Genomic DNA, 26276 nt, shown 5'->3' on the forward strand with positions numbered 1-26276 from the left:
CCGTTGGTAACAGTATTTCCGATCCTTGAAACAGAAAGATTAATTTTAAGAGAAGCAATTGAAGAAGATGCAAAAGATATGTTTGTATACCTGTCAGATCACCTGGTTGTAAAGCATATGGGAATCTCGGCCTGTGAATCTGTCGAAGAGGTGCTGGATGAAATTGAATGGTATAAATCCATTTATAAAAATCGCACGGGAATGCGCTGGGGTATCACCCTAAAGGATTCCGGGAAGGTCATCGGGAGCTGCGGTTTCCTGAACAGGAACCCCAGACATTTCCGAAGTGAAGTCGGTTATGAACTAAGCAGAGAGCATTGGGGGAAAGGGATAGCCAATGAAGCCCTTGAGAGAGTTTTAAAATTCGGATTTGAACACCTTGAGCTTGAAAGAATAGAAGCCCTGATAGAGCCTAAAAATCTCTCATCCCAGAAGCTGGTTGAGAGGCAGGGATTCACGAGAGAAGGTTTACTTAGGCATTATGAATATGCAAATGGAAAATTTGATGATTTGTATATGTACTCTATTTTAAAAGGAGATTTGTAGAAGTACTGGAGTTTTGGAATACATATTGGGTTTGAGTGAAAAAATCAATCCGCTGGGAGGATATTTTAATGAACTACAATGGCCGTACCTTTGTTTCTGTTCAAAATACAGAGAATGGTGAAGTATCATCAAAGACCTTTTTTCAGTATAAACAGGAGGGAAACATTATATCTGCTGCTTATGGCGGGGGAGAGATTATTCAGGGGACACTTATTGGAATTGTAAATGAAGATGGCAGTTTAGAATTTAGATATAACCATGTGAATAACAAAAATGAAATACGCGGTGGAAAATGTCATTCAAAACCTGAAATATTGCAAGACGGCCGCATCAGGCTATATGAAAAATGGCAATGGCAGGATGATGAAGGGACTGAAGGTCATTCGATTATCGAGGAAGTAAAAGAATAAAGCTTTATAGGCGGCATGGGCGCCGGAGGGAATTATCCCTCCGCATGCAGCTTCAGGTTCTGTCTGCTTCTTTTTGTTTTTTCTTTCGTTAACGTGAAGAAGAAAACAAAGCCGATGAATGATGTAATAAACAAAATGGCACCCATTGGTACGGCAGTGTTTTCATCAATGCTCACTAAAGGGGAAACAGCTGAACCCAGCACTAAAGGAAGCATGCCAATAACGGCGCTGGCACTGCCAGCACGGTGCCCCTGATTTTTCATGGCCAATGTAAACGAGCTGGTGATGATCATACCCATTGAAGTCATATAGATAAAAATCGGAATGACAAGCATAAATAGCGGCCCTTTAATGATGGTCATGATTAAAAGTAAAGAAGTGGCACTGACGGCAATGCAGACGGCTGTCCGGAGCAGACTTCTTTCCGGAATGACACCTGCCAGGCGGCCAATTAGGAAACTCCCCGTAATGATGGCCAATCCATTAATGCCAAACAGGATGCTGAACACCTGAGGCGATACCCCATAAATCCCCTGATAGACAAAAGGTGTCCCCGAAACATAAGCAAAGCTTCCGCCATGTATGAATCCTACGATAAGGGCATACCCGATGAAGGAGCGGTCCCTGAAAAGGCCACCCATGCTTTTAACGGAATTTCCAATGGAGCTTGGGATCCGTTTTTCTGGAGGAAGGGTTTCTTTTAATCGGAAATAGATCACAATGGTAATAAATAATCCCAAAAAGCTTAGAAAATAAAATATGGTTTCCCAGCTTGCGAAAGGAATCAGAAGCAAGGCGCCGCCTGTCATTGGCGCTATCATCGGAGCCGTTGCATTAATGACCATAAGCAAGGCAAAAAATTTCGTGAGCTCTTTTCCGCTGAACACATCACGGACAACTGCCCGGGATAGGACGATTCCAGCAGAGGCGGTTAATCCCTGCAGAAAGCGGGCTGCAATAAAGGCTGCAATATTAGGTGAAATGGCGCATAAAAGGGAAGATACGGCAAATAGAGAGATCCCGATTAGAAGAGGTTTTCTTCTTCCATGCGAATCACTGAGCGGTCCGACAATAACCTGTCCGGCCGCAAGTCCAATCAAACAGGCTGTTAAACTCATCTGAACAAGTGAAGCTCGGGCACTGAAATCGTCAGCGATATCTGGAAAGCCTGGCAAATACATATCAATATTGAATGGCCCCAAAATTCCAAGCATGCTAAGAAGAAAAGCCAGCGCAAGCCTCTCTTTTCCAGTCGGATTGTGAATCATGTTAAACACCTTTCTTTCTATGAATCTGTTAATCTTTTACATAAATATCGCTAGTATACGCGAGGAAAAGGAGGATGTCCAGCGGAGAATGCTGTAAATAAAAAAATCCATGGCCGAATAGCCACAGACTTAATCATTAACAATTGCAGATCATCAATACATTTCCATCCAAGTCCTGGAAGTTGAAAAAAGCAAAATCTCCAATACGCTCTATTTCCTTTACAATGGTAATTCCCTGATCTTTAACAAACGTGTATGCCTCATCAATATCCTGGACGAAGAAATTAAATAAAACGTGACCGGAAGGATCCAAGCTGAAGGATGGATCAAAGGTGTGGTCATCCAGTGTAAGACCGGTTTTAGAGGTGACAGGAATGTTGTATACCGGGGATTCTACAGTATCCTTATGAAAAGGCAATCCAAGCAGGATGCTATACCATTCAGCCGACTTTTTCAGGTCGCTGACATGAATAAAAACATTGTTCACTTTGCTTGCAATCGGGGAAGCAATTGATTTCATATACTCACCGCTTTCATTATGATTATTTTACATATTCACCATAAGATGGAAAAACCCTTTAATTTAAGGGTTTAGCTTGTGTATTTCCCTGGCGGCAGCTTCCAAAATGTACACAACTGGAACTTGAGTCGTAATATTGGACTGCTCAAACGTTTCCTCTGTCACATAATAGGCGATGTTCAAATCAGAAACCTTCGCAATAGTTGAGAGCCGGCTGTTTGTGATGCTGATGATTTTACTGCCTTCCTGCTTCAGCTGGTTAAGATGGGTGATTGTAAAAGGAGTTTCCCCTGAGACAGATAAGGCAATTGTGACACTGCTGCTGCGGATGCTGGAATAGATCGGAAAATGAGGATCTTTGATATACAGTGAAAACTTGCCAAGACTCGAGAAATATCTGGCTCCGTACTCAGCCAGTATGCCTGAGCTTCCGATTCCTATAAATATAACGTTATCTGCCGTATTAATAAGTTCTGCTGCCTCTCTGATTTTTTCCTCTAAATCACCCCTTAGCGTTCGCTCGAAGAACTCGACGATAGATTGCTTGGAACCTTGTATAGAGGACTTTTTATTTTCCTGCAAATATAATTTAAACTTTATCTTAAATTCAGTATAACCCTCACAATTCAGCTTTCTGCAGAACCGTAAGATGGTGGCAGTAGAAACATGGGTTTCATCAGCAAGTTCACGAATCCGCATATAAGGAATCTTTTCTTTGTTTTGACAAATGTAGTGGTATATGGATGTTTCTAAATCATTGAAAGATGCGATGATTTCGTTTGAAAACATGATTCAGTAATCCTCCGGCGTAAAAATAGTCAGGCTTATTCTATCACATGGAGAAACAATATGTTACTTTGATGTAACAAATATCAAAATGCGGTTAAACAAGACTTAATTAACTCTAATTATTTACATACCCTTTGACTCGATTTAAGCTTTTTCTATATCCCTTTTCGGGTAACATAAAAACTCCATTTAAACAAATATTAAAAAATAGCAGGTATTGGAGGGAATGAATTGAAAAAATACGATTTTCCTAAAGGTTTTTTGTGGGGAGGCGCCACTGCAGCGAACCAAATTGAAGGCGGATATAAGGAAGGGAAAAAAGGCTTGAATATTGCGGATGTCCTTCCCGGAGGAAAAGAACGATACAATATCTTAATGAAGCCTGGGTTTGACTTCGAAATTCATGAGGATCAATTTTATTATCCCAATCATGAAGCAATCGATTTCTATCATCGATATGAAGAAGATATTGCCTTATTTGCCGAGATGGGCTTCAAGTCATTCCGCATGTCGATAGCCTGGACCCGCATTTTTCCGAATGGTGATGAGACGGAGCCAAATGAAGAAGGACTTGCTTTTTATGATCGTGTTTTTGATGAATTGCAGAAATATGGAATTGAGCCGGTTGTAACGATTTCCCATTACGAAATGCCTCTTCACTTAGTAAAAGAATATGGCGGATGGAGAAACCGCAAAGTTGTCAGCTATTTCGAGAGGTTCGCTAAAGCGATTCTGTGCCGGTATAAAGATAAAGTAAAGTACTGGATGACTTTTAATGAGATCAATAGCGGATTGGTCATGCCAATTAATGGGCTTGGCTTCTCTTATCAAAGTGAAGAAGATAAATACCAGCCGACATTCCAGGCCTATCACCATCAATTAGTCGCAAGCGCAATCGGGGTAAAGGCATGCCATGAGATCATTCCTGAGTCAAAAATTGGCTGCATGATTTTATTTGCGCCTGTGTATGCCTATGACAGCAACCCGGAAAATGTCATGTATGCTCTGCAGGAAGAGCAGCTTTTCAATTACTTTTGTGGTGATGTACAGGTGCGCGGGGAGTATCCGGCTTTTATTAAAAGGTACTTTAAGGAACATCATATCAGCCTGGACATACAGGAAGGCGACCTGGATTTGTTAAAGGACGGCACTGTTGATTATATTGGCTTCAGCTATTATATGTCCCGCACTGAAAAGAAGGTTAAATCAGATGCAGATTCCTCGGAAGGGAACATCATTGGCGGGGTAAGGAATCCTTTCCTGGAAACAAGTGACTGGGGCTGGGAAATCGACCCTGAGGGTTTGCGGATCAGCTTGAACAAGTTATATGACCGCTATCAGAAACCGCTCTTTGTCGTAGAAAATGGACTTGGGGCCTATGATAAGGAAGAAGAGGATGGCAGCATCCATGACGACTACCGGATTGACTATCTTCGGAAGCATATAAAAGCAATGGGTGAAGCAATAGAAGATGGCGTTGAGTTAATGGGCTATACAAGCTGGGGCTGCATCGATATGGTCAGCATGTCAACAGGCGAGTTTTCAAAACGTTATGGCTATATTTATGTAGATAAGCATGATGACGGAAGCGGAACATTAGAACGAAAGAAGAAGAAGTCTTTTTATTGGTATAAAGATGTAATAGAGTCAAACGGAGAAAAACTATAACAAACTCAAAATGGCTGCCAGGGGCAGCCTTTAATTGTTTATTAAAGGCTTGTTTAGGAGACATTAACTAATGAAAACATCTGAATGGAGCAAAATATGGACAAGTAACGGAAATAATATTGCAGAGGTGCTAAAATGGAGGCATTTCCAATCATTCATACTAACTTCTGGGATGCTATAATCGCAGTGCCCTTAGTGGTTCTGCTGACTCAACTGGGCAAAGTGCTCTTTAAAATTCCAAAACCATTTATTCCTGGGCTGGCTAATATCCTTGGATTAATCATTTCGGTTTTCTTTGCGCACAGGAATAATCTGTGGGCGGGAATTTTCATGGGCTTTTTTTATGGAAATGCGGCATCAGGCTTATATTCTTCCTTAAAAACACAAATCCTTGCATTCAGGAAAACTGGTGAATAGGGAAATGAAGAAAAAAGCCGAGTCTCGCTTTAATTAAAATATATGTTTTATTATACCCCCATAATATAAAGATTCTCCTTCGTATTCTTTGAATATAATCAAACACAAGTCACGAGGAGAAAAATATGAAATCACCAGCTAAGGGAGCCCTTGCGATGGTAATAGCAGGGTCTATCACGTTTTCAGTTGCCAATGGCATACTGAAAGCTACTAAACTTTTTTCAGAGGAACACTCTTCTGTTTTATCAGGTATTCAACAAAAATCTGAAGTAAACAGACAAGTTAACAAGAAGGGGGAAGCAAAAGTACCGGCTGCGCAAGAGAATGAGAAACAAAAGCCGATTACTGAAGATGTTCCTGCTTTTGAAGAATCATTAAAAAAGGAAGAGAAAAGCAATAAGATGATTGTTGCTGTTCAAACGAATACCGAAATATCCAATCGAAAACCTGCTGTTAATCCTGTTTCAAAAGCTGTATCTGCCTCAAACGAAAAACCATCAGTACCGGAGCCAGCCTCTGCGCCTGCGGGAAGCAAGACAACAAATGAAGCAGCGAAACCTGAGGCCAGCACAAAAGATCCAAACACACCTGCCTCTGGCACAGGAGGAGTTAGCACAACAAGTCCTCCTGCAAAAACACTCAACCATGGTCAGCAGGTTTCCCAAGCCGCAAAAGAAAAAGCTGAGAGTAATCGGGTTAGCAAAGGAAAAGAAGACGAAGAAAACAATGGGAAAAATCATTAAATCTATCAGAAAGGATCATCAGGAGACGGTGGTCCTTTTTCTTTATAGTCAATAGTTTATTCAGCTAAAAGGCCTCTCCCCAACTGGGAAAGGCCATTAGAATCATTTACTATTCACAATAGAATTATCCTGGGTTACATTGCCTTTTCGTTTAAGTTTATTCCAGCCAACGGTTACACCTTTTATAGCGGAGAATATCGATTTTACGACAACATAGGTCATCAGCTGCTTATATAAAATTCTCTGTAAAAACAATGAGGCCAGTGGTTTAGGGCTTTCTTTCTCCAGCCTGAAAGCATATAGGGAGGTAAAGAAATCCATCAAGTAAAAAAGAACAAATCCAATGGCTGCTTTTTCAGGTTTTGTGCTGAAAAGAGCAAAGATAAACAATATATCTGCAATAGGAGAAATAGTTTGATAAACATATTGAAAAAGCCACATGTTAGGAAGAGCAACATAACCTAATGAATGATGTTTTTTGTTAAATAATGCCTCACGATGTTTCCAAAGGCATTGGAGAGTACCATATACCCATCTGTAGCGCTGCTTTGCCAGGCTTTTAATATCTTCAGGCACTTCTGTATAAGCATATGCCTTTTCTTCGAATTCAATTTTCTTCCCTTTGCGCAATAGTGCAAGTGTGATATCCGTATCCTCTGCAAGTGTATCCTCACTAAAGTAACCAGCTTCTTCAACTGCAGACTTTTTCCATGCACCGATGGCACCTGGTACCACGGTAATGCAATTGAGAGCTGCAAAGGCTCTTCTTTCCAGGTTAAAGCCTGTCACATATTCAATATGCTGCCAGTTCGTTAGGAGATTCCCCTTATTGCCAACCTTTACATTACCTGAAACAGCAGCCACTTGATCATCTTTAAAATGGCTAACAAGCAAAGAAATGGCATTTTCTGCGATGAGGGTATCAGCATCTAAAGCAATCACTATTTCCCCCTTAGCTTCCTTAAATCCAAGGTTTACAGCCGAAGATTTTCCGCCATTTGTTTTTCTAATTAACCTCACGCGGGGGTTGTCTGCAAAAGCTTCTTCAACTGCACGAGCAGTATGATCCTTTGAGCCATCATCTATAATCAGTATTTCAAAATCCGGATAGTCACTGGATAAAATTGAATCTACGGTTTTGCATATGACTTTTTCCTCATTATAAGCAGCAATTACTACACTGACATGAGGAGTAAAGCAAGGGTCAATCTTGATCTCTTTATACCTTTTGACCTGTTTCCTGGACAGGAAAACAAGAAAAATAATACGGAAAATACCTAAAAGAATGGCTGAGTAAAACAAAAAGCTAATTCCAGTGTTCCAGCTTTTAATGATCTTAAATACCGCCTTATCATAAACAGAATAAGGGTTTTCCTGATCAGCAATAGGCATGATCTCACTATCAGTTTTCCCAATTAAACCAGCAGTTGTCGTAAACGTGTAGCCGCGATTTTTAAGTGTTTCAATAATAATCGGAAGGGCTTCCACTGTTTTGGAGCGGTCACCGCCAGCATCATGAAGCAAAATGACGTTACCTTGGGACAGCTGATCCAAGGTTAGATTTACAAGTTCATCTGCTGAAGATCCTTGCCAATCACCAGAGTCAATGGATTGGCCGACCATGGTATAGCCCAGCTTCTGAGCTTCCATAATAGGAAGCTGCTCGTTTCTTGTGCCCAGTTCCGTATCTGCTATGTATGGAGGGCGAAAAAGTGTCATAGAATGGCCGGTTATGCCTTGAATTAAGCGTTGAGTTGCATTCAATTCCATACGTAAACGAGATGGTGTGATGGATGTAATATCAGGGTGTGTAAAGGTATGATTTCCGATTTCGTGCCCTTCATCATAAATCCTGTTAACCAGCTGAGGATGCATCATTGCATTTTCTCCAACGATAAAAAAGGTGCCTTTTACCTCATATCTCTTCAATATGTCCAATATTTTTGGTGTGTAGGCTGGATCCGGACCGTCATCAAAAGTAAGGACGATTTCTTTTTTGCTGGAATTACCATGGCGGATTACTTCAAAAGGCTTTGGATATTTAACATAGGATTCCTTTTTTATCATTCCATTGGAATCCATTTCTATCGTCCTTTTTCCTTTTTCAGTTTGTGAAGCGATTTTCAAAACCTCTCCGTTCCCTGTATGAAGTGCTGAGAAAGGACTTTCAACAGTACTTAGCACTGGAGAAGGATTAATGTTTTCCTTAGGCTTGTTAAGAAATCTCCAGATAGAGGGATCCTCGGAACCGAGACGCCATATTGCTATTCCGGTAGAGCCGTGATTTATTGCAAGGTTCATCTGGTTATAAAATGTAGCAGCATCCAAAAACCAGACAGTATGATTTTTTCCATTTTGTCTGTACCGTAAGTACGGGTTTCCAGCTTCCTTACTCCAATTGATATTGAGGTTAGCCTCGCTCCCCAGCTTCATAATATCTCCAAAAGTCAAGTCAGCTGCGGGCTTACCAGAATCTTCTTCCCAGTCGTAACCGTATGTTCCTAAGCCTGCAACCAATTTTCCGGAGGGAATATCAGCTTGATTCAAGTTCTCCTTTACCCAATTGGTTTGAGCTACAGGACCTGGTGTGCTCATGGAATAATGCTGGTCATAGAGCATGACAATCACACGGTCAGCGTATTTTGCTAAAGAAGCATAATCGTAGCTTTCATCATTCGGCGGAACATCCAATGTCACCATTAAACCTTCCTTGTGGAAGGCTTTATAAACCTTGCTCATGAACTGAGTAAAATGATCCTTGTCAGCTGGTTTAATTGCTTCAAAGTCAATATTAATACCTTCAAATTCATTTATTTTCACATAAAAAAGCATATCTTCAATAAAGCGGTCTTCAGCACCTGGAGCCGTGAATAACCGGTGGAGAACATCTGAATCCCATTTGTTGTCTATAAAATTATTCACTAATGGCAGAATTTTGATTTCATGTTTTTTTGCTTCTTTTACAATGGACCAGTCAATTGAGGACTTGAGATATAGATCTGGTGTAACATGCATCCACTCAGGGACTAGAGTGGTTATGGACTCTTTATTTTTCTTGAAAGATGTTTTGCTATTCTTGTCCCAATTGACATAGAATCCATACACCTCTTGTTTTTGTGTAGTTTGTGACATGTTTAGCTTTTCTGATTTATCTGCTTCAGAATTTATCTTTTGAATCTGAGATGCCAAATCTTCTTCACTAAAGGCATTGCTAATCGGATCTATATTTGTACTTGATGGGCTTTGATCCAGATGCAGCTCAGGAAACTTGGGAGTTGTATTCATGCTCTCTATAAAAAATGTAAATATAATAACAATTAATAGAGTGAAGCCCGCACTCATTCGTTTAATGAGGGACCACCGGCTTTTAGCAGGGTCAAGAAATATATATTCCTGTTTTTCCTCATTTTTTTTCAGCCCCAGGTTATAAAACCAGTGGAAGAAAAAATAGCAGACTAGTCCAACTAAACCTCCGAAGATTCCTGATGCAATTGATTCAGAAGTTAATATTTTGCTTTTAAGGGATGAAATTAGCCAGTAATCTTCAAATGGGCCAAAATCCATGTAAGGCAGCTCGTGTATGTATGGTATAAACACAGTAATCAGAGTGCCCAGGAATAAGGCAATAATATTAAGACGCAGCAGCAGTGAACAAACAAACAATAATGGAATTCTAAAACTATCCAAAGGTAAAAATGCCAGAAAAAAACCTAGAGTGCTTGCAATTGCTCCTGCATTTCCGGAGACAGGTGCAAACAAAGATCTGACAATCCACCTGAAAAAACGATCCACATTCATTCCCCCTAAGAAGTAATGTCGAATTATGTATAATAATTAATAGCTTAGGAGTGTAAATACAATTTACTCCAAACATCCAGCGGATCATTATTTCGACAAAAAATGACCATCAACTAAAAATTTAGGTTGTCATTATACAATTTTGGGGGTAGGATGAAAAAATGTGTTTGTTTTTTTATGGTAATTAACGCGATTTACGATGATTCAATGTAAATAGGTGATATTTGTTTCATTCAAGTTAATTTGAACACATTATCTCCTTGTCTGCTCTTTAAGATTTCCAGAAGCTGTTCCGACATATAGTTTGAATCATATTCAAATCCATGATTTATCCATTCCGTAATCATTCCCAGTATTGCATGTACATAGAAGCTTGTCTGCAATTCACGATTGATTTTTGGGTTAAACTGTAAACCTTTAAGGTCTTTCAAAGTTACCTCTTTCAGTACATCGCACAATTTGCTTTGCAATCCAGATAATGCATTAGATTTTACCATTAGGGAATAGAATTCTTTTTTATGACTAACATGTTCAAAGATTTTAATGGCAGAAGAGGTAAGGGTCTTTAACTCGAAGGTTTCTGTGTTTTTGTATGGTTCGCGATAGGAGGAGATTAAATCTTCTATAACATCATCGACCATTTCATCGAGGATATCCTCTTTGTATTCATAATGCTTATAAAATGTTCCCCTGTTGAGATTGGCTGTCTTCACGATATCTGTTACGCTAATTTTTTTGAATTCTTTCGTTTGCAGTAAGGATAATAGGGCATCCATTAAGGCTTGTTTCGATTTTGTTATTCTTCGGTCTATAGGGAGATTTTGCTTATTGGACATAAATGGCCTCCATTGTTGAAAAAGAATGAAAAAATAATCAAAATACAATGAATGTGTTCAATAGTAGACAAATCGCTGCTAATTTGCTGATTGAATGGGCGTCTTTATTAACATATTATAAAGATGTAAGAGATAATCAACAAGTGTTCACTAAAACATTCAGCCGAACGGAGGAAATCTAAATGAAGCTTCAGGATAAAGTAGCGATTGTAACAGGTGCAGCATCAGGAATGGGAAAAGCGATTGCGGAGTTGTACGCAAAGGAAGGTGCAAGCGTCATTGCGGCTGACCTGAACCTGGAAGGGGCCGAGGCTGCGGCAAAGGAAATTACTGCGAATGGCGGAAAGGCCAAAGCTGTTCAGGTTAATGTTTCAAAACAAGAAGATATTGAAAGAATGATAGATCAAGCAGTACATGAATTTGGAACGCTGGATATTCTGGTGAATAACGCAGGAATTATGGACGGATTTGAACCTGTTGGTGACATCCAGGATGAACGATGGGATTTAATATTTGATATCAATACGAAAGGCGTCATGCGCGCCATGAGAAAAGCCATCCCGCTCTTTTTAGCAAAAGGGAAAGGGGTAATCATCAATACTGCTTCTACAGGCGGATTAAATGGTGCCCATGCAGGTGCTGCTTATGGGGCATCAAAGCATGCCGTAATAGGGCTTACGAAAAACACTGCCTATATGTACGCAAACAGCGGCATCCGCTGTAACGCCATTGCACCAGGCGGTGTGGAAACAAACATCGCTTCTTCAATGAAAAACCTGAATGAATTTGGATTCGGCCGTACGAAGGCTGTTCAGGGTGTTATGCCAAGAGTCGGAAAGCCGGAGGAAATTGCACAGGTTGCATTATTCCTGGCATCTGATGATTCCAGCTTTGTTAATGGATCCGTGATTGTTGCTGATGGCGGATGGACAGCAGCGTTCTAAGAAATAGCCTGATTTTTAAGTCATTAAATCATATTGATTTGATGGCTTTTTTTGTGGAAAGAATCACAAGGTTGGGCTAAAACCTGAAGACCTTGAGTAAGAAAACTTTAATGGTTTTTTATAAAAGATACATAAGGTGGAGTTGTCCGGGAGTATGATGAAGTAGGCATATACCCGGAAGGAGGCACTTTAGCATTATATTAGGATTACACATTCAGCAAAAATGTGACAGGAATGTCTGTTTTTGACGTTAAAATGTGCCATTGGATAGGCACTTTTTAACGATTTTCCAACAAATTGTACAAGACAGCTGTAAACGCTTTCATTATAATTAAAATAACAAAGTAGGAAAGGGGATGCGTTCAGGTGGAACTTTTAATGGAACAATGTGAACATGGCCAGCAGGAAGAACCTTGTGAAAAGTGTGCCCCTAATTTAGAAGGGGAAGAGGGGTACGATACCTCTGAGTATGACTATCATAAGAGACTGTGGTTCTAAGAAAAGCGGAAGCGCCTTGCCCACCCCCGTCTCGTGACCTCGAGGGGGGCAGGCGCTAAAGCTGGACAATTACAAACTATTGTATTTTAAAAAACACTTGGAGAAAGAATTTCCCAAGTGTTTTTCTATCTATAATTTCTTTCTCCTCATCCATTGCGTAGCTGCCCATTTATCACCGATGACAACAGGTGCTCCGCCATGAAGAGTCAGGTCGTTTAAGTTCTGATCATTATAAAAGTATTCGAAATACACTGCCATGCCTTTTTGTGGAGAAACGGAAATGTTAAGCTTTGGAAAATACGTTTCCCCGCCCTGTTCCACATCATTCAGGTACATGACAAGCGTGCTGATTCTCGGATTGCTTGCTGCTCTGCTGGTAGAAGAGAAGAAGTCAAAATGAGCTTTATATTCCTGGCCTATTTTATAATTAAGGATCTGAAGCCCTTCACCATGCTCAACTGGAATGTTCATGATTTGTGATACTCTTTTTTCGATTCTCGCGACAGTTTCATTTTCCCCTTCATGGAAAAAAGTACTGCTGCTGGTTCTTAATTCATCAGCTTCAAGGGAGTTGGCAACTTTTGAACGCTGCATGCGATCTTTTGATTGCTGAATCAGCTGGTCACATTCTTCATGGCTTAAAACATTCCCCAGAATCACGATCAATGGTTCTGCAAATCTGGCAATTATATGAATTTCCCGATCTTCTGTAATAATCTTATTTCCAACATGATCAAAAATCGTTTGTTCTTTATAAGATGCATCCATTTCCATGTAAATCAACCTCTTTTTATTTAGTTTTCTGAAAATTCAATATATTTAAAGGCTGCTTGAAGTATTCCTATTTGTGCGTTCCTTCCTCCTATACAAATGGATGTCTGTGTCAGTTTTTCAACTGGCTGAATATATTTTACACTCTGATATGAAGGAATTCTATCTTTTTTTTACTTGAAAACTATGAAAATAGAAAGAAGGCTTCTGCATTTTATTGATTTTCCGGAATATATTTCAATACATAAGCCAGTCTGAACAAAAGGAGATGGCCAGTGTATAGAAAAAGCGTTCAATACTATTTAAGCCAAAGACGAAAGGGTAATTTTTCCACCTTTAAAAATGGGCTGATTATCATATTCGGAGCAACACTTGTGGCTGTTTCCCTGCAATTATTCCTTGTGAAAAATTATGTTATTGATGGAGGCATTGTTGGATTGAGCATCATCCTTTCACATGTCTTTCATGTAGATGTAGGTGCCTTGATCCTGGTGTTAAATCTCCCCTTTTTAGTGGCAGGCTTTTTCTTTTTAGGGGGAAGATTTTTGGTGTTAAGCCTGTTTGCCAGTTCCGTGCTGGCAGGGGAGACATACATATTGGCCCCATTTGAGGAAGTGACTAACCATCCCCTGCTGATCATTATTCTGGGCGGCCTTTTGCTGGGTATGGGAGTGGGTCTCATTATTCGGTTTGGAGCCTGTCTGGATGGTACAGAAGTTTTGGCGATTTTATTCAGTGAGCGTTTGCCTTTAACTATCGGGCAATGCATCCTTTTAATGAATACCATTATCTTTGGCAGTTCTGTTTTTTTATTCGGCATCACAGAAGCCGCATACTCCCTTGCAACATTTTTTGTTGCTTATAAAACCATAGATACCATTATAATGAAGTCTTAAACATTTTCGAATAATTTGATGGGCCAGGTGCATCCTAAGTGGTAAAAAAGCTGAAGGAGATTACTTGTGAATCCATACGAAATTACCAGCATGATTATTGATGATGAATTTGATGGAGAAGAATATGTCACAACTGAATTTCTCCAGGAAAATAATACTTATAGCATAACATTTAAAAAAGGAGATCTTGAGGTGATCAACGCCTGGGTATTTAATGAAGGCTCGTCGCTTCCAGCGAATTTGTCTGAGGAGATGATCCAGATCATTAGAAATGATGTAAAAAAAAGAATATAGACTATTGGTAGGTACACGCCTCTATTACAATAAACATCCCATCTCTAAGCAGATGGGATGTTAATGGTTAAACTTTCTTTTTCCAAAGCTTCATTGGATTGTCTTGATCCACATTTAATGGCATTTGCACCATTTTAAGTCCCCGTTCATCTCTTGAGTTTTTCAAATCCTCATAAATCATTTTAGACTTGCCTAAACCTGCATTAAAAGCGTCGTCAACTGATTGGCAATAGTACACCTTGTCGATGCCTGCGAAATACATGGCAGTTAAACACATCGGGCAAGGTTCCCCGCTTGCATACATCGTAAAGCCGGCTAAATCATTCGTTTGAAACTGCTCCTGTGCCCGCCGGATAGCAAGCATTTCCGCATGCCCGCTGACATCATGCTTTTTATGCAATTCATTCACGCCTTCAGCAACGATGTCCTGATCTTTCACCAGAACTGCACCGAAGGGCTGGCCTCCGTCTTTTACATTGTTAATAGCCAGTTCAATAGCCCGTTTCATGAAGTGATCCATTTTTAATCATCCTTTTTAATTATTTGATACTAATTAAATTAATATCATTTTTTTGTTTGTTCTCCAAATAATCTGCTGAATTTACAAACAGTTAATAGTAAAATTTTCAAATTCACGCCTCTGGATCTGCTGTAAAAGGATGGATATTAATTCACGCAATCTATATAATTAATTATATATTTTGATTTTAAAAAAAAAGCTGTTTTCGCAAGGTTTGTTGCTATTTGTATACTATTTGCTGAGTTGATTGCAGCGGAAGGTGCGAGACTCCTGCGGGAGTAGCGGGACAGGTGAGACCCCGCAGACGCGGAGCGTTGAGGAGGCTCACCGCCCGCCCCGCGGAAAGCGAGCAGCCTGGAGCGGAAATCAACGGACACATTGATAGGCGAAAAACAACAATTTATACGAAAAGAGCCTAAAAAAATATAAGGAGGATCCATTATGACAGAGTTAGATTCCAAAAGTCCTATTCCGCTTCACATACAGCTAAAGAATAAGCTGCAGGAGCTCATAGACAATCGTACTTTCAATGAGAAAATTCCAAGTGAAAGAGAGTTGATGGATACATATAAAGTGAGCAGAAGCACAGTGAGAGAGGCAGTTTCCCATTTAGTAAACGAAGGTGTGCTAAAGAAAGTCCATGGAAAAGGCACTTTTATTTCAAAGAAACCGATTGAGGAGTGGCTTGGGAATATTACAAGTACAACAGAAGTGATTAAAAAAATGGGGATGAAGCCGGATGCAAAATTATTGGACAATGGCATCATTGTTCCAGCAAAAGAAATTGTGGAAGCCAGCGGACTTACAGAGGCATACTTTATAAAGCGGATTCGCTATGCAAACGATAAGCCATTGGCCCTTGAAAGTCAGTATTATCCTATTGAAATTGGTGAAAATCTCGCCCAATATGATATTGAAAAGGGGACATTGTATGATCTGCTTGAACAAAGTTTAGACTTAAAGTTTGCAGAAGCTGAACAGATGATTACAAGTACTTATTTATCCAAAGAAGAAGCAGACCTGCTTGGTGTTCCATGTTCCTTAAGTGTGCTTCACATAGAACGGCTATTAACAGACATAAATGGAAACTTAATAGAATACTACTCTGCTTATTTTCGTTCGGATATGTACTCATTTAGAATAAAACTATCAAAGAATTATAGTTAAATTCAGTGTTATTCAATTCTACAATAATACCTATTAATAATTCCGATAATATAAAATTTTTAGAAAATATTGAAAAGTAATTATGGGTGTGTTTTAATTACAACTGAGGCTAGTCATACAACAACTGGTACGGACGACATGACGTCATGACGAGAAGATTAATATTTCTATTTTGCAGGATGGAGTGATGACATGATTATTGGTGTGCCAAAAGAAGTAAAGAATAATGAAAACCGGGTTTCCGTTGTACCGGCAAGTGTTTCTGCATTTGTTAATGCCGGCCATACGGTCTGGATTGAGAAGGGGGCAGGTGCAGGAAGCGGCATCTCTGACCAGGAATATGAAAGGGCTGGTGCAACGGTTGTTTCAAGTGCAAAAGAGGCATGGTCTGCGGATATGGTCATGAAGGTTAAAGAGCCGCAGCCAGATGAATATCAATATTTTCGAAAAGGATTAATTCTCTTTACTTACTTGCATCTGGCAGCCGAACCAGAATTGACAAAGGCTTTGGTCGATAAAAAAGTTACCTCGGTTGCATATGAAACCATTCAGCTGGATAACAAATCATTGCCGCTCCTAACTCCTATGAGCGAAGTTGCCGGAAGGATGTCTGTCCAGCTTGGAGCTCAATTTCTTGAAAAGATTCATGGTGGAAAAGGAGTCCTCTTAGGCGGAGTTCCTGGTGTGAAGCCTGGAAAAGTGGTGATTATTGGCGGTGGAGTTGTTGGGACAAATGCCGCAAAAATGGCAGTTGGCCTCGGTGCAGATGTTAGCATCATCGATATAAGCGCTGAAAGACTCCGTCAGCTGGACGATCTTTTTTCAGGCAGGGTGAGAACGGTCATGTCAAATCCTTTCAATATCGCCCAGGAAGTAAAAAGTGCCGATTTAGTGATAGGGGCTGTTCTCATCCCCGGTGCAAAAGCACCTCAGTTAGTAACCGAAGAAATGGTTATGCAAATGGAAAAGAAGTCGGTCATTATTGATGTTGCCATTGATCAGGGCGGTTCAATCGAAACCATCGATCATATTACCTCACATGATACTCCAACATATGTAAAGCATGGTGTTTTGCATTATGCTGTTCCAAACATCCCGGGCGCTGTAGCAAGAACTTCCACCTATGCCCTCGCCAATACTACAGCACCATATGCTATAATGCTCGCTAATACTGGGATCGAAAATTCTATTTTAAAGTATCCTTTTCTTGAAAAAGGGGTCAATACCATGAATGGAAAGGTCACTCATCAGAGAGTTGCAGAGGCGCAAAACTACCCTTATACACCCACCCATGAATTAACACATAAAATTCCAGCCGCAACATGATTCCCATAAGATGCAAACCTGAATGTTTATTAAATTGAGGAGGCAAGCATTATGTCTACAGTAGAACTGAATGATAACAAAAAGTTAACTGATCAGGATCAGGAACACTTATGGCATGCGATGAGCCGGCATACAGAAGGAAGCAGTCCGATGATTGCCAAATCAGGTGAAGGCTCCTGGTTTACTGATATGGATGGCAATCGATATTTGGATGGTGTATCCGGTCTTTGGTGCCTGAACCTGGGACACGGGCGGAAAGAAATTGCAGACGCCGCTGCAGAGCAAATGATGCAGCTGTCGTATTTCCCTCTGACATTAAGCCATGCACCAGCCATTAAGTTATCTGCAAAAATTAGTGAATTGCTGGGGGATTCCTATAAAACCTTTTTCTCAAATAGCGGTTCCGAAGCGAATGAAACCGCATTCAAAATAGCGAGGCAATACCATAATCAGAATGGCAATCCGGGTAAATATAAATTTATTTCACGCTACCGTGCCTATCATGGTTCAACTTTAGGTGCTTTAAGTGCTACTGCACAGGCCAATAGGAGAGTGAAATACGATCCTGGCATGCCGGGATTCCTGCATGTTCCTCCTCCTTACAGCTATCGCTGTCCATTTGGCGAGGATGTGAAGGATTGCGATAAAGTCGCAGCTGACATGATAGACCAGGTCATCCAATGGGAAGGTGCCGAAACGGTTGCTGCAGTCATAATGGAGCCTTTCATTTCAGGCGGGGGAGTTATTATCCCTTCTTCTGAATATCTGCAGAGGGTGGCACAAATCTGCAAAAAACATGATGTCCTCCTGATAATGGATGAGGTTGTATCCGGATTCGGGCGAACGGGCAAAATGTTTGGATTTATGCATTCGGAGGGTGTTCAGCCTGATATCGTAACGATGGCAAAAGGGTTGACCAGCGGCTATCTGCCGCTTGGAGCTACTGCAGTTCATTCCAGAATTTATGAGAAATTTAAGGAGCAAGGCACAGATAACCATTTCCGCCACGTCTCAACATATGGGGGACATCCGGCAAGCTGTGCAGTAGCATTGAAAAATATCGAAATTATCGAAAGGGAGAATATTGTCAGCAGGGTAGAGGTGCTGGGTGAAAGCATTTTAGGCAGCTTAAAAGATTTGCAGTCTCATAAGAATGTAGGCGAAGTCAGAAGCGCCGGTTTCTTATATGGCATTGAAATGGTTGAAGACAAGGAAACGAAACAGCCCGCTTCTGATCAATTACTGGCAAAGGTCATTGCACTATGTAAAGAAAAAGGCCTGATCATTGGCAGAAATGGGGATACAGTGCCTGGTTTCAATAATGTCCTTATTATTGCACCACCGCTTTCTTCTACAGAAGATGACTTAAAATTTGTTGTTGAGACGGTCAAAAGTGCATTTAAAGAAATTTAGAAGAAAGCAGAATCTGGATAAGAGCTCTTTTGACAGGTCTCCTATCCTTTTAAATAAATGAAACTTCATAAACCGGAAAGGAAGTGCCCGTAATGGCAAAAGCAGAAAAAGAATTAGCAGCTATCAAAACAAAAAAGGTGAAAATGACACCAAGTGAGGCTATTGTAGAAACATTAGTTAAGGAAGGTGTCACACATATTTCCGGGATTTTGGGATCAGCTTTCATGGATCTATTAGACTTGCTTCCAACTGCCGGGATCCGCTTCATCGGCGTGCGGCATGAGCAAAGCGCTGCCCATATGGAAGATGCCTATACTCGAGTAAGCGGAGTTGCCGGGGTGGTGATTGGCCAGAATGGACCAGGAATCACCAATATGGTAACGTCGGTTGCGGCTGCGAATCAGGCTCACACTCCTATGGTCGTCATTTCTCCTTCAGCAGGAACACCTACTGTCGGATGGGACGGTTTCCAGGAGTGCGATCAGGTTTCAGTTTTTAAAGCAATTACAAAGGAAACCGTTCGGGTCACACATCCGGGGCGTGTGGCGGATTGCCTGAGGACTGCCTTTAGAATCGCTTACGCAGAGAGAGGTCCAGTGCTATTTGATATTCCGCGGGATTATTTTTATGGGGAAGTGGAAGATGTAATCCTTGAACCTCATCAGTATCGTGTGGATAATAGGGGCTGCGGATCATTAGAGCAGATTGATCAGGCTGTGGAATTGCTTGCTTCAGCCAAGAACCCTGTCATCATTTCCGGCAGGGGGGTAGTAGATTCAGATGGAATAGAGGCAGTGAAGGAAATTGCCGATCATTTAACGATTCCTGTAGCTGTTTCATATATGCACAATGATGCCTTCCCGGCAAATGAACCTTTAGCAGTTGGACCTATTGGGTATATGGGGTCAAAAGCAGCTATGAATACACTAAAGGATGCAGATGTGGTGCTCGCTATCGGGACTAGATTATCTGTCTTTGGAACATTGCCATGCTATGACATCGATTACTTTCCGAAAAACGCAAAGATTATCCAAATCGATATCAATCCCCGCAATATCGCCAGGACCCATCCAGTAGAGATCGGGATCATTGGAGATGCAAAAGCAGCTTCAGTTGAAATCGCAAAAAGGTTAAAAGAAAAAGTGCCAAATAAGCAAATCAATTCTGAGAGAATGGCAAAAGTCACAAATGAAAAAGAACAATGGGAAAAAGAACTTGTCGATCTGGCCATGGTGGAAGGAAGTCCAATTAATCCGCGAAGGGCGCTCCTGGAGCTTACGAAGGTCCTGCCGGAAAACGCAATTGTTACTACAGATATCGGGAATGTATCTTCTACCGCAAATGCCTATTTAAAATTCAATTCCGGCCGCAAGCATGTTGCAGCCTTAACATTTGGGAATACAGGCTTTGCCTATCCGTCAGCATTAGGTGCAAAGCTTGCAAATCCGAATAGCCCTGTAGTAGCCATCGTAGGGGATGGCGCATGGGGAATGAGCCTGCATGAAGTAAGTACGGCTGTGGAGGAGAACATTCCAGTAGTTGCATGTGTTTTTAATAACAATGCCTGGTGTGCGGAAAAGAAAAACCAAGTAGATTTTTATAATAATCGCTTTGTAGGAGCGGATATCCAGAATCCTGATTTTGCAGAAGTGGCAAGGTCCATGGGGGCACAGGGAATGAGTGTAGACAAACCTGAGGACGTAGGGCCAGCTATTCTCCAGGCAATAGAATCCAATAAACCGACAGTCATTGATATCCAGGTGGATGGCACACAATTGGCACCTCCATTCCGCAAAGATGCGTTAAAGATGCCGACTCGTCTCCTGCCGAAATATGCTCACCTTGATCATAAAAACTGGTAGGTAAAGTGGAAGGAGCTTAATAGATTTCGATTAAGCTCCTTTTAAAAGAAAGCTGCGAGTCTGAATTATATTGTACTGTGCTGATGTTAGAAAGTTGCTATGACGCGAACTGACCGATATATTGGAAAAGCGGCCGATAAAAATGAAAACTGGCCGATAAATTCAAAATCTGACCGATAATCATGGGAAAGTGACCGATAAAGTGGAATCAAATAGAAGAGGTGCAACATATTACTGCCTACAATTTACAGAATATTAAGAAAATAAAAAGGAGGCAGTCGATGAGCTGGTATTTTGGATACATTCTAGCGTATTTTATTTTCATGTTCGCTATTGGAATCTATTATTTTACAAAAATTAAAACCTCAGACAGTTATTTAATTGCAGGCTGGAATATGGGTTTTTGGAATATTGTCGGAACGATTATCAGCACGAACTGCGGGGCTGCGGTTTTTATTGGCTGGATTGGAATGGGATTCACAATGGGCGTATCGGGATTTTTTAAATTTGCTTTACCAGCCATGCTTGTCAGTATGCTCTTGATCTTCTTCTTTAGCCGTCCATTAAGGAGACAGAGATTGTATACACTTGCTGACCTTTTTAGTGAAAGATTTGGAGCAAAAACCGGTATCATTCCATCCGTGTTATCTGCTTTCATATACTCAGTTCCCACTACTGCCCTGCAGATTGTAGGGATGAGTACCGTATTCAGCATTGCTTTTAATATGAATGTGAAAACTGGAATTGTGCTGTCTTTTATTTTGATTCTCGGCTTTACGATTTTGGGTGGCTTAGTAGCGACAATTGTAACGGATGCCATTCAAAGCGTAATTCTGATTGTAGGGATTGTTATGCTTGCATATGCTGCCTTGCAATTTGGCGGAGGGATGGAACACATTCTCAGTAACACGCCGAGAGATTTTTTAACTCCGCTGGGTGCGAATGGACTCGGGGATGTCCTGCTATTTGCCCTTTCTGTAGCTCCGTTCTACTTAGTTTGGCAATCCACATGGCAGCGGATCTTTGCTTCCAAGACAGAGGATATTGCCATTAAAGCTGGCTTAACAGGTTATGCCATTACCCTATGTATTTCAGTGCTTCCATATAGTATAGGAATTATGGCAAGGCAATTTGTGCCAGCCGATATTCACCCAGATTTAATTTTCTCCTATGTAACCGTGGAAATGCTTCCTCCGTATATTGGAGGCATTATTCTGATCGGACTCCTATCAGCACTTATGACAGGTGCAGACTCCTTCATTTTACAAGGAAGCTCTAATATTACTCAGGATTTGTATCACCGGCTATTAAACCCCAATGCCACTGAAAAGCAAATGATGTTTGTTTCCCGCTTGAGTGTAGTGATTATATCAGTATTATCTCTGGTAGTCGCCTTTGCTTTAACAGATATAGTCAGCATGTATCAATGGGCACTCAGGCTATCAGCAACAACTCTTGTGTTTCCGTTTCTGGCCATTATGTTTTGGAGGAGGACAACCAACACCGCTGTCATTACCAGCATGCTTCTGGCTTGTTTCACTACCATACTTTGGCCTCTTCTCAAAACAGGAATAGATCAGACAATTCCCGGCTTTATCATATCTTTTAGTTCGCTTGTCTTGATTAGTCTCTGGACCAAACATTCATCAGCAGAAAATGTAAAGGCTGTTTACTGGGAAGACCTTCCTTCAGCAAATAGAAAGATAGACGATATCGATTCAGCAGAAAACAAAGCTGTCTAATAAGGAGGGATAAGGGTGAGTATCCTTATCATAAAAAATGCAAATATCATCACGCTTGATAAACATAATACTAAGGCAAAATCATTGCTTGTCAGAAATGGCATCATCGAAAAAATTTGGGATAAAACAGAACCGGACCTTTCGGAAATTCCAAATAGTCCTGACATCGAGATCAAGGATTTAAAAGGAGCTGCTTTGCTTCCGGGTTTTATTGATACACATAGTCATTTATTAATGTATGGGCAAATGCTGAATTATGTTGATTGCAGAACTCCGCAAAATAAAAATATTGCCGGTATAAAAGAGAAAATAAAAGAGAGGGCCGGTAAAGCGAAACCTGGAGAGTGGATCATGGGGTGGGGATATGATGATACCCTCCTGGAGGACAAGAGGCATCCGAACAGGTCTGATTTAGATCAAGCTGCCCCAAATAATCCCGTTTTTATCCGGCATATTTCAGGGCACTTTGGTGCTGCAAATTCCAATGCTCTTGAATTGGCTGGAATTGATGAAAGCATTTCGAATCCTCATGGCGGGTACTTTACACGTGATGATAATGGAAGGCTGGATGGTGTCATTCACGAAATTCCTGCCCTGGAATTTATTTTTCCAGTGCTGCCATCTCCGTCAAGCAATGAACAAATCAGGAATATCGGGAATGCGGCGAAGGTGTACCTGTCTCAGGGAATAACCACATGTACAGATGCCGGTGTGGGCCTTGACAGAGGAATAGAGGAATTAAATGCGCATATTGCCGCAATTAATTCAGGAAAGAATCCGATGAATATGCGGCTAATGATCTTGCATCATCTTTTAAGAGAGGGAAGTGTTTTTTCCGGTTATACTGCTGATCAGCTCGATCTTGAATTAAAGAGGCGCACCAAAAACAAAGTATCACTCGATAGTGCCAAATTATTTCAGGATGGCTCCATCCAGGGACTTACAGGTGCACTCCGCGACCCTTATTATTGTGATGAATCTGTATATGGTGAGCTGCTGCATGATCAGGACACATTAGCAGAAGAAATGCTGGATCTCCATAATAGAGGATTTAGGATTGCGATTCATGGAAATGGAGATCGGGCAATCGGATCTATCCTTGAGGCTTTCGATTATGTTTTGTCAAAAAGTCCGATGGAAGACCACAGGCATCGGATTGAACATGTACAGACTGCAGGCAGTGAAGACCTTGAGGCCATGCAAAGATTAGGTGTTGCTGCTTCCTTTTTCATCAATCATGTTTACTATTGGGGAGATCGGCACCGCAGAATATTCCTGGGTGAAAAGAGAGCGGCCAGAATTAATCCATTGGCTGATGCGGTTGACCACAATTTGCTGTTCACGCTGCATTCTGATTGTCCTATTACACCAATTTCACCCCTGTTTTCCATATGGGCGGCTGTGTACCGAATCACTTTAGAAGGTGATGTGCTTGGAGACGATCAAAAAATTGATGTTCTGGACGCTTTAAAAGCAATGACATCTTACGGGGCAGCTCTGAACTTTGAAGAAGATTCCGCTGGCACTATTGAAGAAGGGAAAAGAGGAGATTTTGTTGTCCTGGATGCCGATCCTCTTACTTGTCCAGCAATGGAATTAAAGGATATTCCTATATTGGCGACCATTATTTCCGGTAAGGTTGTGTGGGAGAATAAAGAAAAAGCTTATACACATTCATAGATAACCACTATTCAAAAGATCCTCAATACTGAAGCAAACGTTGGGGGTCAGCTTTTGCTTCGTTTAAGGATAAGGTATTAGCTCAACAAGATTAAGCAGTCATTAGTAGATTTGAGAGAAGCCTTAAAAATGGAGGGGAAAACATGGAAGAAAGGGTACAGCTGGAAAAAACGTTTAAGCCGCAATGGGTTTGGGCTATTGCACTTGGTTCTGCCATTGGCTGGGGAGCCTTTATTCTGCCGGCTGAATGGATGGGGAAAGCAGGGCCAATTGGTGCGGTAATCGGATTAACCATTGGTGCTTTGTTAATGATGGTGATTGCCGTCAGCTATGGAGTTCTAATTGAAAAGTATCCTGTTTCCGGTGGTGAGTTTGCTTATGCCTATATCGGGTTTGGGAGGAAACATGCCTTTATTTGCGGATGGTTTCTAACACTTGGCTATATCTGTATTGTCGCCCTGAATGCATCTGCATTGGCATTGCTCGGAAAGTTTATGCTTCCCTCGCTGACAAACATCGGCTTGCTATATGAAATTGGCGGCTGGCAGGTATATCTGGGTGAAGTAGTAATAGCGACTGCTGCACTTCTAATCTTTGCCTATTTTAATATAAAGGGTGCTTCCATTTCTGGCAGTCTCCAATATATATTCTGTATTATCCTCGTTGCTGGTGTGTTTCTTCTCACCATCAGCATGATTTTAAGTCCATCTTCAGATCTGTCAAATCTTCAGCCTTTTTTTAAACCGGGGATTCCTGCTCTTTCTGGAATCATCGCAATCATTGCTATTGCTCCATGGGCATATGTTGGGTTTGATAACATCCCGCAGGCGGCTGAAGAGTTTGATTTTCCTCCCAAAAAGGCATTTAAGCTTATTATTTATTCGTTAATTGTAGCTTGTGCTCTATACTCCTTTATGATTATTGCAACAGCAGTGGCAATGCCATGGCAAAACCTTGTTGCCGGTAAGCCGATTTGGGGGACAGGTGATGTCATCTCTGATACTTTAGGTGCCTTCGGAGTGCTTCTGCTCGCAATCTCCCTTTGTATGGGAGTATTCACAGGGCTTAACGGATTCTATGTATCTTCCAGCCGTTTATTGTTTGCGATGGGGAGAGCTAAAGTAGTTCCTAAAGCATTTTCCAAGCTTCACCCGAAGCATGGCACACCTTATGTAGGAGTCCTGTTCACATGTGCCCTGTGCCTGTTTGCTCCGTGGTTTGGCAGGCCCGTCCTATTATGGATTGTTGACATGTCAGCAACAGGAGTAACCATTGCATACTTTTATACTTGTTACACAGCCTATAAGCTATTCAGCTGGACAAAAGCAGCCGATGGGAAAATGGTCTCACCCGGCAAAAAACTGGTTGCTCTGATAGGTGCACTAAGCGGACTTGCATTTCTTGGATTGCTGCTCGTTCCCGGGTCTTCATCAGCGCTTGGAGCACCTTCACTGATCGCCTTAATCGTTTGGACAGTATTAGGATTAGCTTTCTATCTATATAAAAGGAAAGAATACAATCAAATACCTAAAAGTACACTTGATTATTATATTTTAGGCAGTACAGATCCAAATGGGATGGAAGATAAGACTGATAGCCAGGCTAGTATCAAAATAGATGCTTAATAGCTTAAGGTCAGTCGCCTGAGAAGTTCCGATAACGTCAGGAGATGCTATTCAACATAGATCATTTAACTGCCGAAAATTGATCTATCAAATTAACAGGGAATAGAAGGTTTGGCAAAAATAGAGCTGGATTTCCAATTCTAGTTCGAAGACGGGGCGGATTTAGACAGGAGAGACCAAATAGCCCGAAGATGTTGTTAGTTCAGACAGGGATGCCAAGATTTAGCTTGTTGGTGTCCGAAGAAGGGGCAAGTTCAGCCAGGGAGAACTGGAAATCGCCTGCTGGTGTGGTAAGAAGGGGCAGGTTCAGACAGGGAGAACCGGAAATACCCTGTTTGTGTCCAAAGACGAGGCAGGTTCAGACAGGGAAAACCGGAAATCGCCTGTTTGTGTCCGAAGATAAGGCTGGTTCAGACAGGGAGAACCGGAAATCGCCTGCTGGTGTCCGAAGATAGGGCTAGTTCAGACAGAGAGAACCGGAAAAAGCCTGTTTGTGTCCGAAGAAGGGGCAGGTTCAGACAGGGAGAACCGGAAATACCCTGT

The 26276-nt window shown here is 41.2% G+C and carries 22 protein-coding genes; 15 read left to right on the forward strand and 7 right to left on the reverse strand.

Going from position 1 to position 26276, the window contains the following annotated elements; all coding sequences use genetic code 11:
* Window positions 1-3: 3 nt before the first annotated feature.
* A complete protein-coding gene (locus tag QUF73_01235) occupies window positions 4-546 on the forward strand; it encodes a GNAT family N-acetyltransferase (GenBank protein ID MDM5224825.1) in 543 nt (180 codons plus the stop codon).
* 68 nt (window positions 547-614) lie between these two features.
* Window positions 615-956, forward strand: coding sequence for a n-acetylglutamate synthase (locus QUF73_01240; GenBank protein ID MDM5224826.1), 342 nt, complete (start codon window positions 615-617; stop codon window positions 954-956).
* A gap of 32 nt (window positions 957-988) precedes the next feature.
* On the opposite strand, the gene QUF73_01245 is transcribed toward QUF73_01240, so the two are convergent.
* The 3 genes from QUF73_01245 to QUF73_01255 form a co-directional block, all read right to left on the reverse strand.
* The gene (locus QUF73_01245) at window positions 989-2224 is read right to left on the reverse strand and encodes a Bcr/CflA family efflux MFS transporter (protein MDM5224827.1); all 1236 of its coding nucleotides are present in this window, start codon (window positions 2222-2224) and stop codon (window positions 989-991) included.
* A 136-nt stretch (window positions 2225-2360) separates the two neighbouring features.
* Window positions 2361-2744 (reverse strand): VOC family protein, encoded by a 384-nt coding sequence (locus QUF73_01250; GenBank protein ID MDM5224828.1) that lies wholly within the window; start codon window positions 2742-2744, stop codon window positions 2361-2363.
* Between the two features lie 63 nt (window positions 2745-2807).
* On the reverse strand, window positions 2808-3533 hold the full coding sequence (locus tag QUF73_01255) for a MurR/RpiR family transcriptional regulator (GenBank protein ID MDM5224829.1): 726 nt from the start codon (window positions 3531-3533) through the stop codon (window positions 2808-2810).
* A 231-nt stretch (window positions 3534-3764) separates the two neighbouring features.
* On the opposite strand from QUF73_01255, the gene QUF73_01260 reads away from it, so the two are divergent.
* The 3 genes from QUF73_01260 (at window position 3765) to QUF73_01270 (ending at window position 6361) form a co-directional block, all read left to right on the forward strand.
* The gene (locus QUF73_01260; GenBank protein ID MDM5224830.1) at window positions 3765-5201 is read left to right on the forward strand and encodes a 6-phospho-beta-glucosidase; all 1437 of its coding nucleotides are present in this window, start codon (window positions 3765-3767) and stop codon (window positions 5199-5201) included.
* A 135-nt stretch (window positions 5202-5336) separates the two neighbouring features.
* Window positions 5337-5618, forward strand: a complete 282-nt coding sequence (locus QUF73_01265; protein ID MDM5224831.1) for a hypothetical protein — start codon at window positions 5337-5339, stop codon at window positions 5616-5618.
* A gap of 125 nt (window positions 5619-5743) precedes the next feature.
* Complete coding sequence (locus QUF73_01270; protein ID MDM5224832.1) at window positions 5744-6361, forward strand: hypothetical protein; 618 nt, start codon at window positions 5744-5746, stop codon at window positions 6359-6361.
* A gap of 102 nt (window positions 6362-6463) precedes the next feature.
* Here QUF73_01270 and QUF73_01275 read toward each other — a convergent pair whose 3' ends face one another.
* Both QUF73_01275 and QUF73_01280 read right to left on the reverse strand, forming a co-directional pair.
* Window positions 6464-10153: a polysaccharide deacetylase family protein gene (locus QUF73_01275; protein MDM5224833.1), complete on the reverse strand. Its 3690-nt coding sequence runs from the start codon at window positions 10151-10153 to the stop codon at window positions 6464-6466.
* Between the two features lie 239 nt (window positions 10154-10392).
* Complete coding sequence (locus QUF73_01280) at window positions 10393-10995, reverse strand: TetR/AcrR family transcriptional regulator (protein ID MDM5224834.1); 603 nt, start codon at window positions 10993-10995, stop codon at window positions 10393-10395.
* A 182-nt stretch (window positions 10996-11177) separates the two neighbouring features.
* Between QUF73_01280 and QUF73_01285 the strand changes: the two genes are divergently transcribed.
* The gene (locus QUF73_01285) at window positions 11178-11939 is read left to right on the forward strand and encodes an SDR family oxidoreductase (protein ID MDM5224835.1); all 762 of its coding nucleotides are present in this window, start codon (window positions 11178-11180) and stop codon (window positions 11937-11939) included.
* Between the two features lie 627 nt (window positions 11940-12566).
* On the opposite strand, the gene QUF73_01290 is transcribed toward QUF73_01285, so the two are convergent.
* Complete coding sequence (locus QUF73_01290; protein MDM5224836.1) at window positions 12567-13211, reverse strand: 2OG-Fe(II) oxygenase; 645 nt, start codon at window positions 13209-13211, stop codon at window positions 12567-12569.
* A gap of 272 nt (window positions 13212-13483) precedes the next feature.
* On the opposite strand from QUF73_01290, the gene QUF73_01295 reads away from it, so the two are divergent.
* Window positions 13484-14104, forward strand: a complete 621-nt coding sequence (locus tag QUF73_01295) for a YitT family protein (protein ID MDM5224837.1) — start codon at window positions 13484-13486, stop codon at window positions 14102-14104.
* A gap of 66 nt (window positions 14105-14170) precedes the next feature.
* Window positions 14171-14398 (forward strand): hypothetical protein, encoded by a 228-nt coding sequence (locus QUF73_01300; protein MDM5224838.1) that lies wholly within the window; start codon window positions 14171-14173, stop codon window positions 14396-14398.
* Window positions 14399-14465: 67 nt separating this feature from the next.
* Here the strand turns inward: QUF73_01300 and QUF73_01305 are convergent, their stop codons facing one another.
* Window positions 14466-14918, reverse strand: coding sequence for a nucleoside deaminase (locus QUF73_01305; protein MDM5224839.1), 453 nt, complete (start codon window positions 14916-14918; stop codon window positions 14466-14468).
* Between the two features lie 441 nt (window positions 14919-15359).
* Here QUF73_01305 and QUF73_01310 point away from each other — a divergent pair, with 441 nt between their 5' ends.
* From QUF73_01310 to QUF73_01340, 7 genes are all read left to right on the forward strand, one after another.
* Entirely contained in the window at window positions 15360-16085 is a 726-nt protein-coding gene (locus QUF73_01310; GenBank protein MDM5224840.1) for a GntR family transcriptional regulator, read from the forward strand.
* A gap of 192 nt (window positions 16086-16277) precedes the next feature.
* Window positions 16278-17411, forward strand: a complete 1134-nt coding sequence (gene ald, locus QUF73_01315; GenBank protein ID MDM5224841.1) for an alanine dehydrogenase — start codon at window positions 16278-16280, stop codon at window positions 17409-17411.
* 51 nt (window positions 17412-17462) lie between these two features.
* The gene (locus QUF73_01320) at window positions 17463-18824 is read left to right on the forward strand and encodes an aspartate aminotransferase family protein (GenBank protein MDM5224842.1); all 1362 of its coding nucleotides are present in this window, start codon (window positions 17463-17465) and stop codon (window positions 18822-18824) included.
* 92 nt (window positions 18825-18916) lie between these two features.
* The gene (gene xsc / locus QUF73_01325) at window positions 18917-20686 is read left to right on the forward strand and encodes a sulfoacetaldehyde acetyltransferase (protein ID MDM5224843.1); all 1770 of its coding nucleotides are present in this window, start codon (window positions 18917-18919) and stop codon (window positions 20684-20686) included.
* Between the two features lie 281 nt (window positions 20687-20967).
* Window positions 20968-22428, forward strand: coding sequence for a sodium:solute symporter family protein (locus QUF73_01330; GenBank protein ID MDM5224844.1), 1461 nt, complete (start codon window positions 20968-20970; stop codon window positions 22426-22428).
* Between the two features lie 15 nt (window positions 22429-22443).
* Window positions 22444-24108, forward strand: a complete 1665-nt coding sequence (locus QUF73_01335) for an amidohydrolase (protein MDM5224845.1) — start codon at window positions 22444-22446, stop codon at window positions 24106-24108.
* A 143-nt stretch (window positions 24109-24251) separates the two neighbouring features.
* Window positions 24252-25733: an APC family permease gene (locus tag QUF73_01340; protein MDM5224846.1), complete on the forward strand. Its 1482-nt coding sequence runs from the start codon at window positions 24252-24254 to the stop codon at window positions 25731-25733.
* Window positions 25734-26276: the final 543 nt, after the last annotated feature.

It is taken from the genome of Cytobacillus sp. NJ13, assembly GCA_030348385.1.
Taxonomy (GTDB): Bacteria; Bacillota; Bacilli; order Bacillales; family Cytobacillaceae; genus Cytobacillus.

Bases quoted from the DNA above. Each gene is read 5' to 3' on its own strand.
- xsc (MDM5224843.1), top strand. From the start codon at position 18,917: ATGGCAAAAGCAGAAAAAGAATTAGCAGCTATCAAAACAAAAAAGGTG.
- QUF73_01285 (MDM5224835.1), top strand. From the start codon at position 11,178: ATGAAGCTTCAGGATAAAGTAGCGATTGTAACAGGTGCAGCATCAGGA.
- QUF73_01255 (MDM5224829.1), bottom strand. From the start codon at position 3,533: ATGTTTTCAAACGAAATCATCGCATCTTTCAATGATTTAGAAACATCC.
- QUF73_01330 (MDM5224844.1), top strand. From the start codon at position 20,968: ATGAGCTGGTATTTTGGATACATTCTAGCGTATTTTATTTTCATGTTC.
- QUF73_01240 (MDM5224826.1), top strand. From the start codon at position 615: ATGAACTACAATGGCCGTACCTTTGTTTCTGTTCAAAATACAGAGAAT.
- QUF73_01245 (MDM5224827.1), bottom strand. From the start codon at position 2,224: ATGATTCACAATCCGACTGGAAAAGAGAGGCTTGCGCTGGCTTTTCTT.
- ald (MDM5224841.1), top strand. From the start codon at position 16,278: ATGATTATTGGTGTGCCAAAAGAAGTAAAGAATAATGAAAACCGGGTT.
- QUF73_01310 (MDM5224840.1), top strand. From the start codon at position 15,360: ATGACAGAGTTAGATTCCAAAAGTCCTATTCCGCTTCACATACAGCTA.
- QUF73_01280 (MDM5224834.1), bottom strand. From the start codon at position 10,995: ATGTCCAATAAGCAAAATCTCCCTATAGACCGAAGAATAACAAAATCG.
- QUF73_01290 (MDM5224836.1), bottom strand. From the start codon at position 13,211: ATGGAAATGGATGCATCTTATAAAGAACAAACGATTTTTGATCATGTT.
- QUF73_01320 (MDM5224842.1), top strand. From the start codon at position 17,463: ATGTCTACAGTAGAACTGAATGATAACAAAAAGTTAACTGATCAGGAT.
- QUF73_01305 (MDM5224839.1), bottom strand. From the start codon at position 14,918: ATGGATCACTTCATGAAACGGGCTATTGAACTGGCTATTAACAATGTA.
- QUF73_01270 (MDM5224832.1), top strand. From the start codon at position 5,744: ATGAAATCACCAGCTAAGGGAGCCCTTGCGATGGTAATAGCAGGGTCT.
- QUF73_01250 (MDM5224828.1), bottom strand. From the start codon at position 2,744: ATGAAATCAATTGCTTCCCCGATTGCAAGCAAAGTGAACAATGTTTTT.
- QUF73_01265 (MDM5224831.1), top strand. From the start codon at position 5,337: ATGGAGGCATTTCCAATCATTCATACTAACTTCTGGGATGCTATAATC.
- QUF73_01340 (MDM5224846.1), top strand. From the start codon at position 24,252: ATGGAAGAAAGGGTACAGCTGGAAAAAACGTTTAAGCCGCAATGGGTT.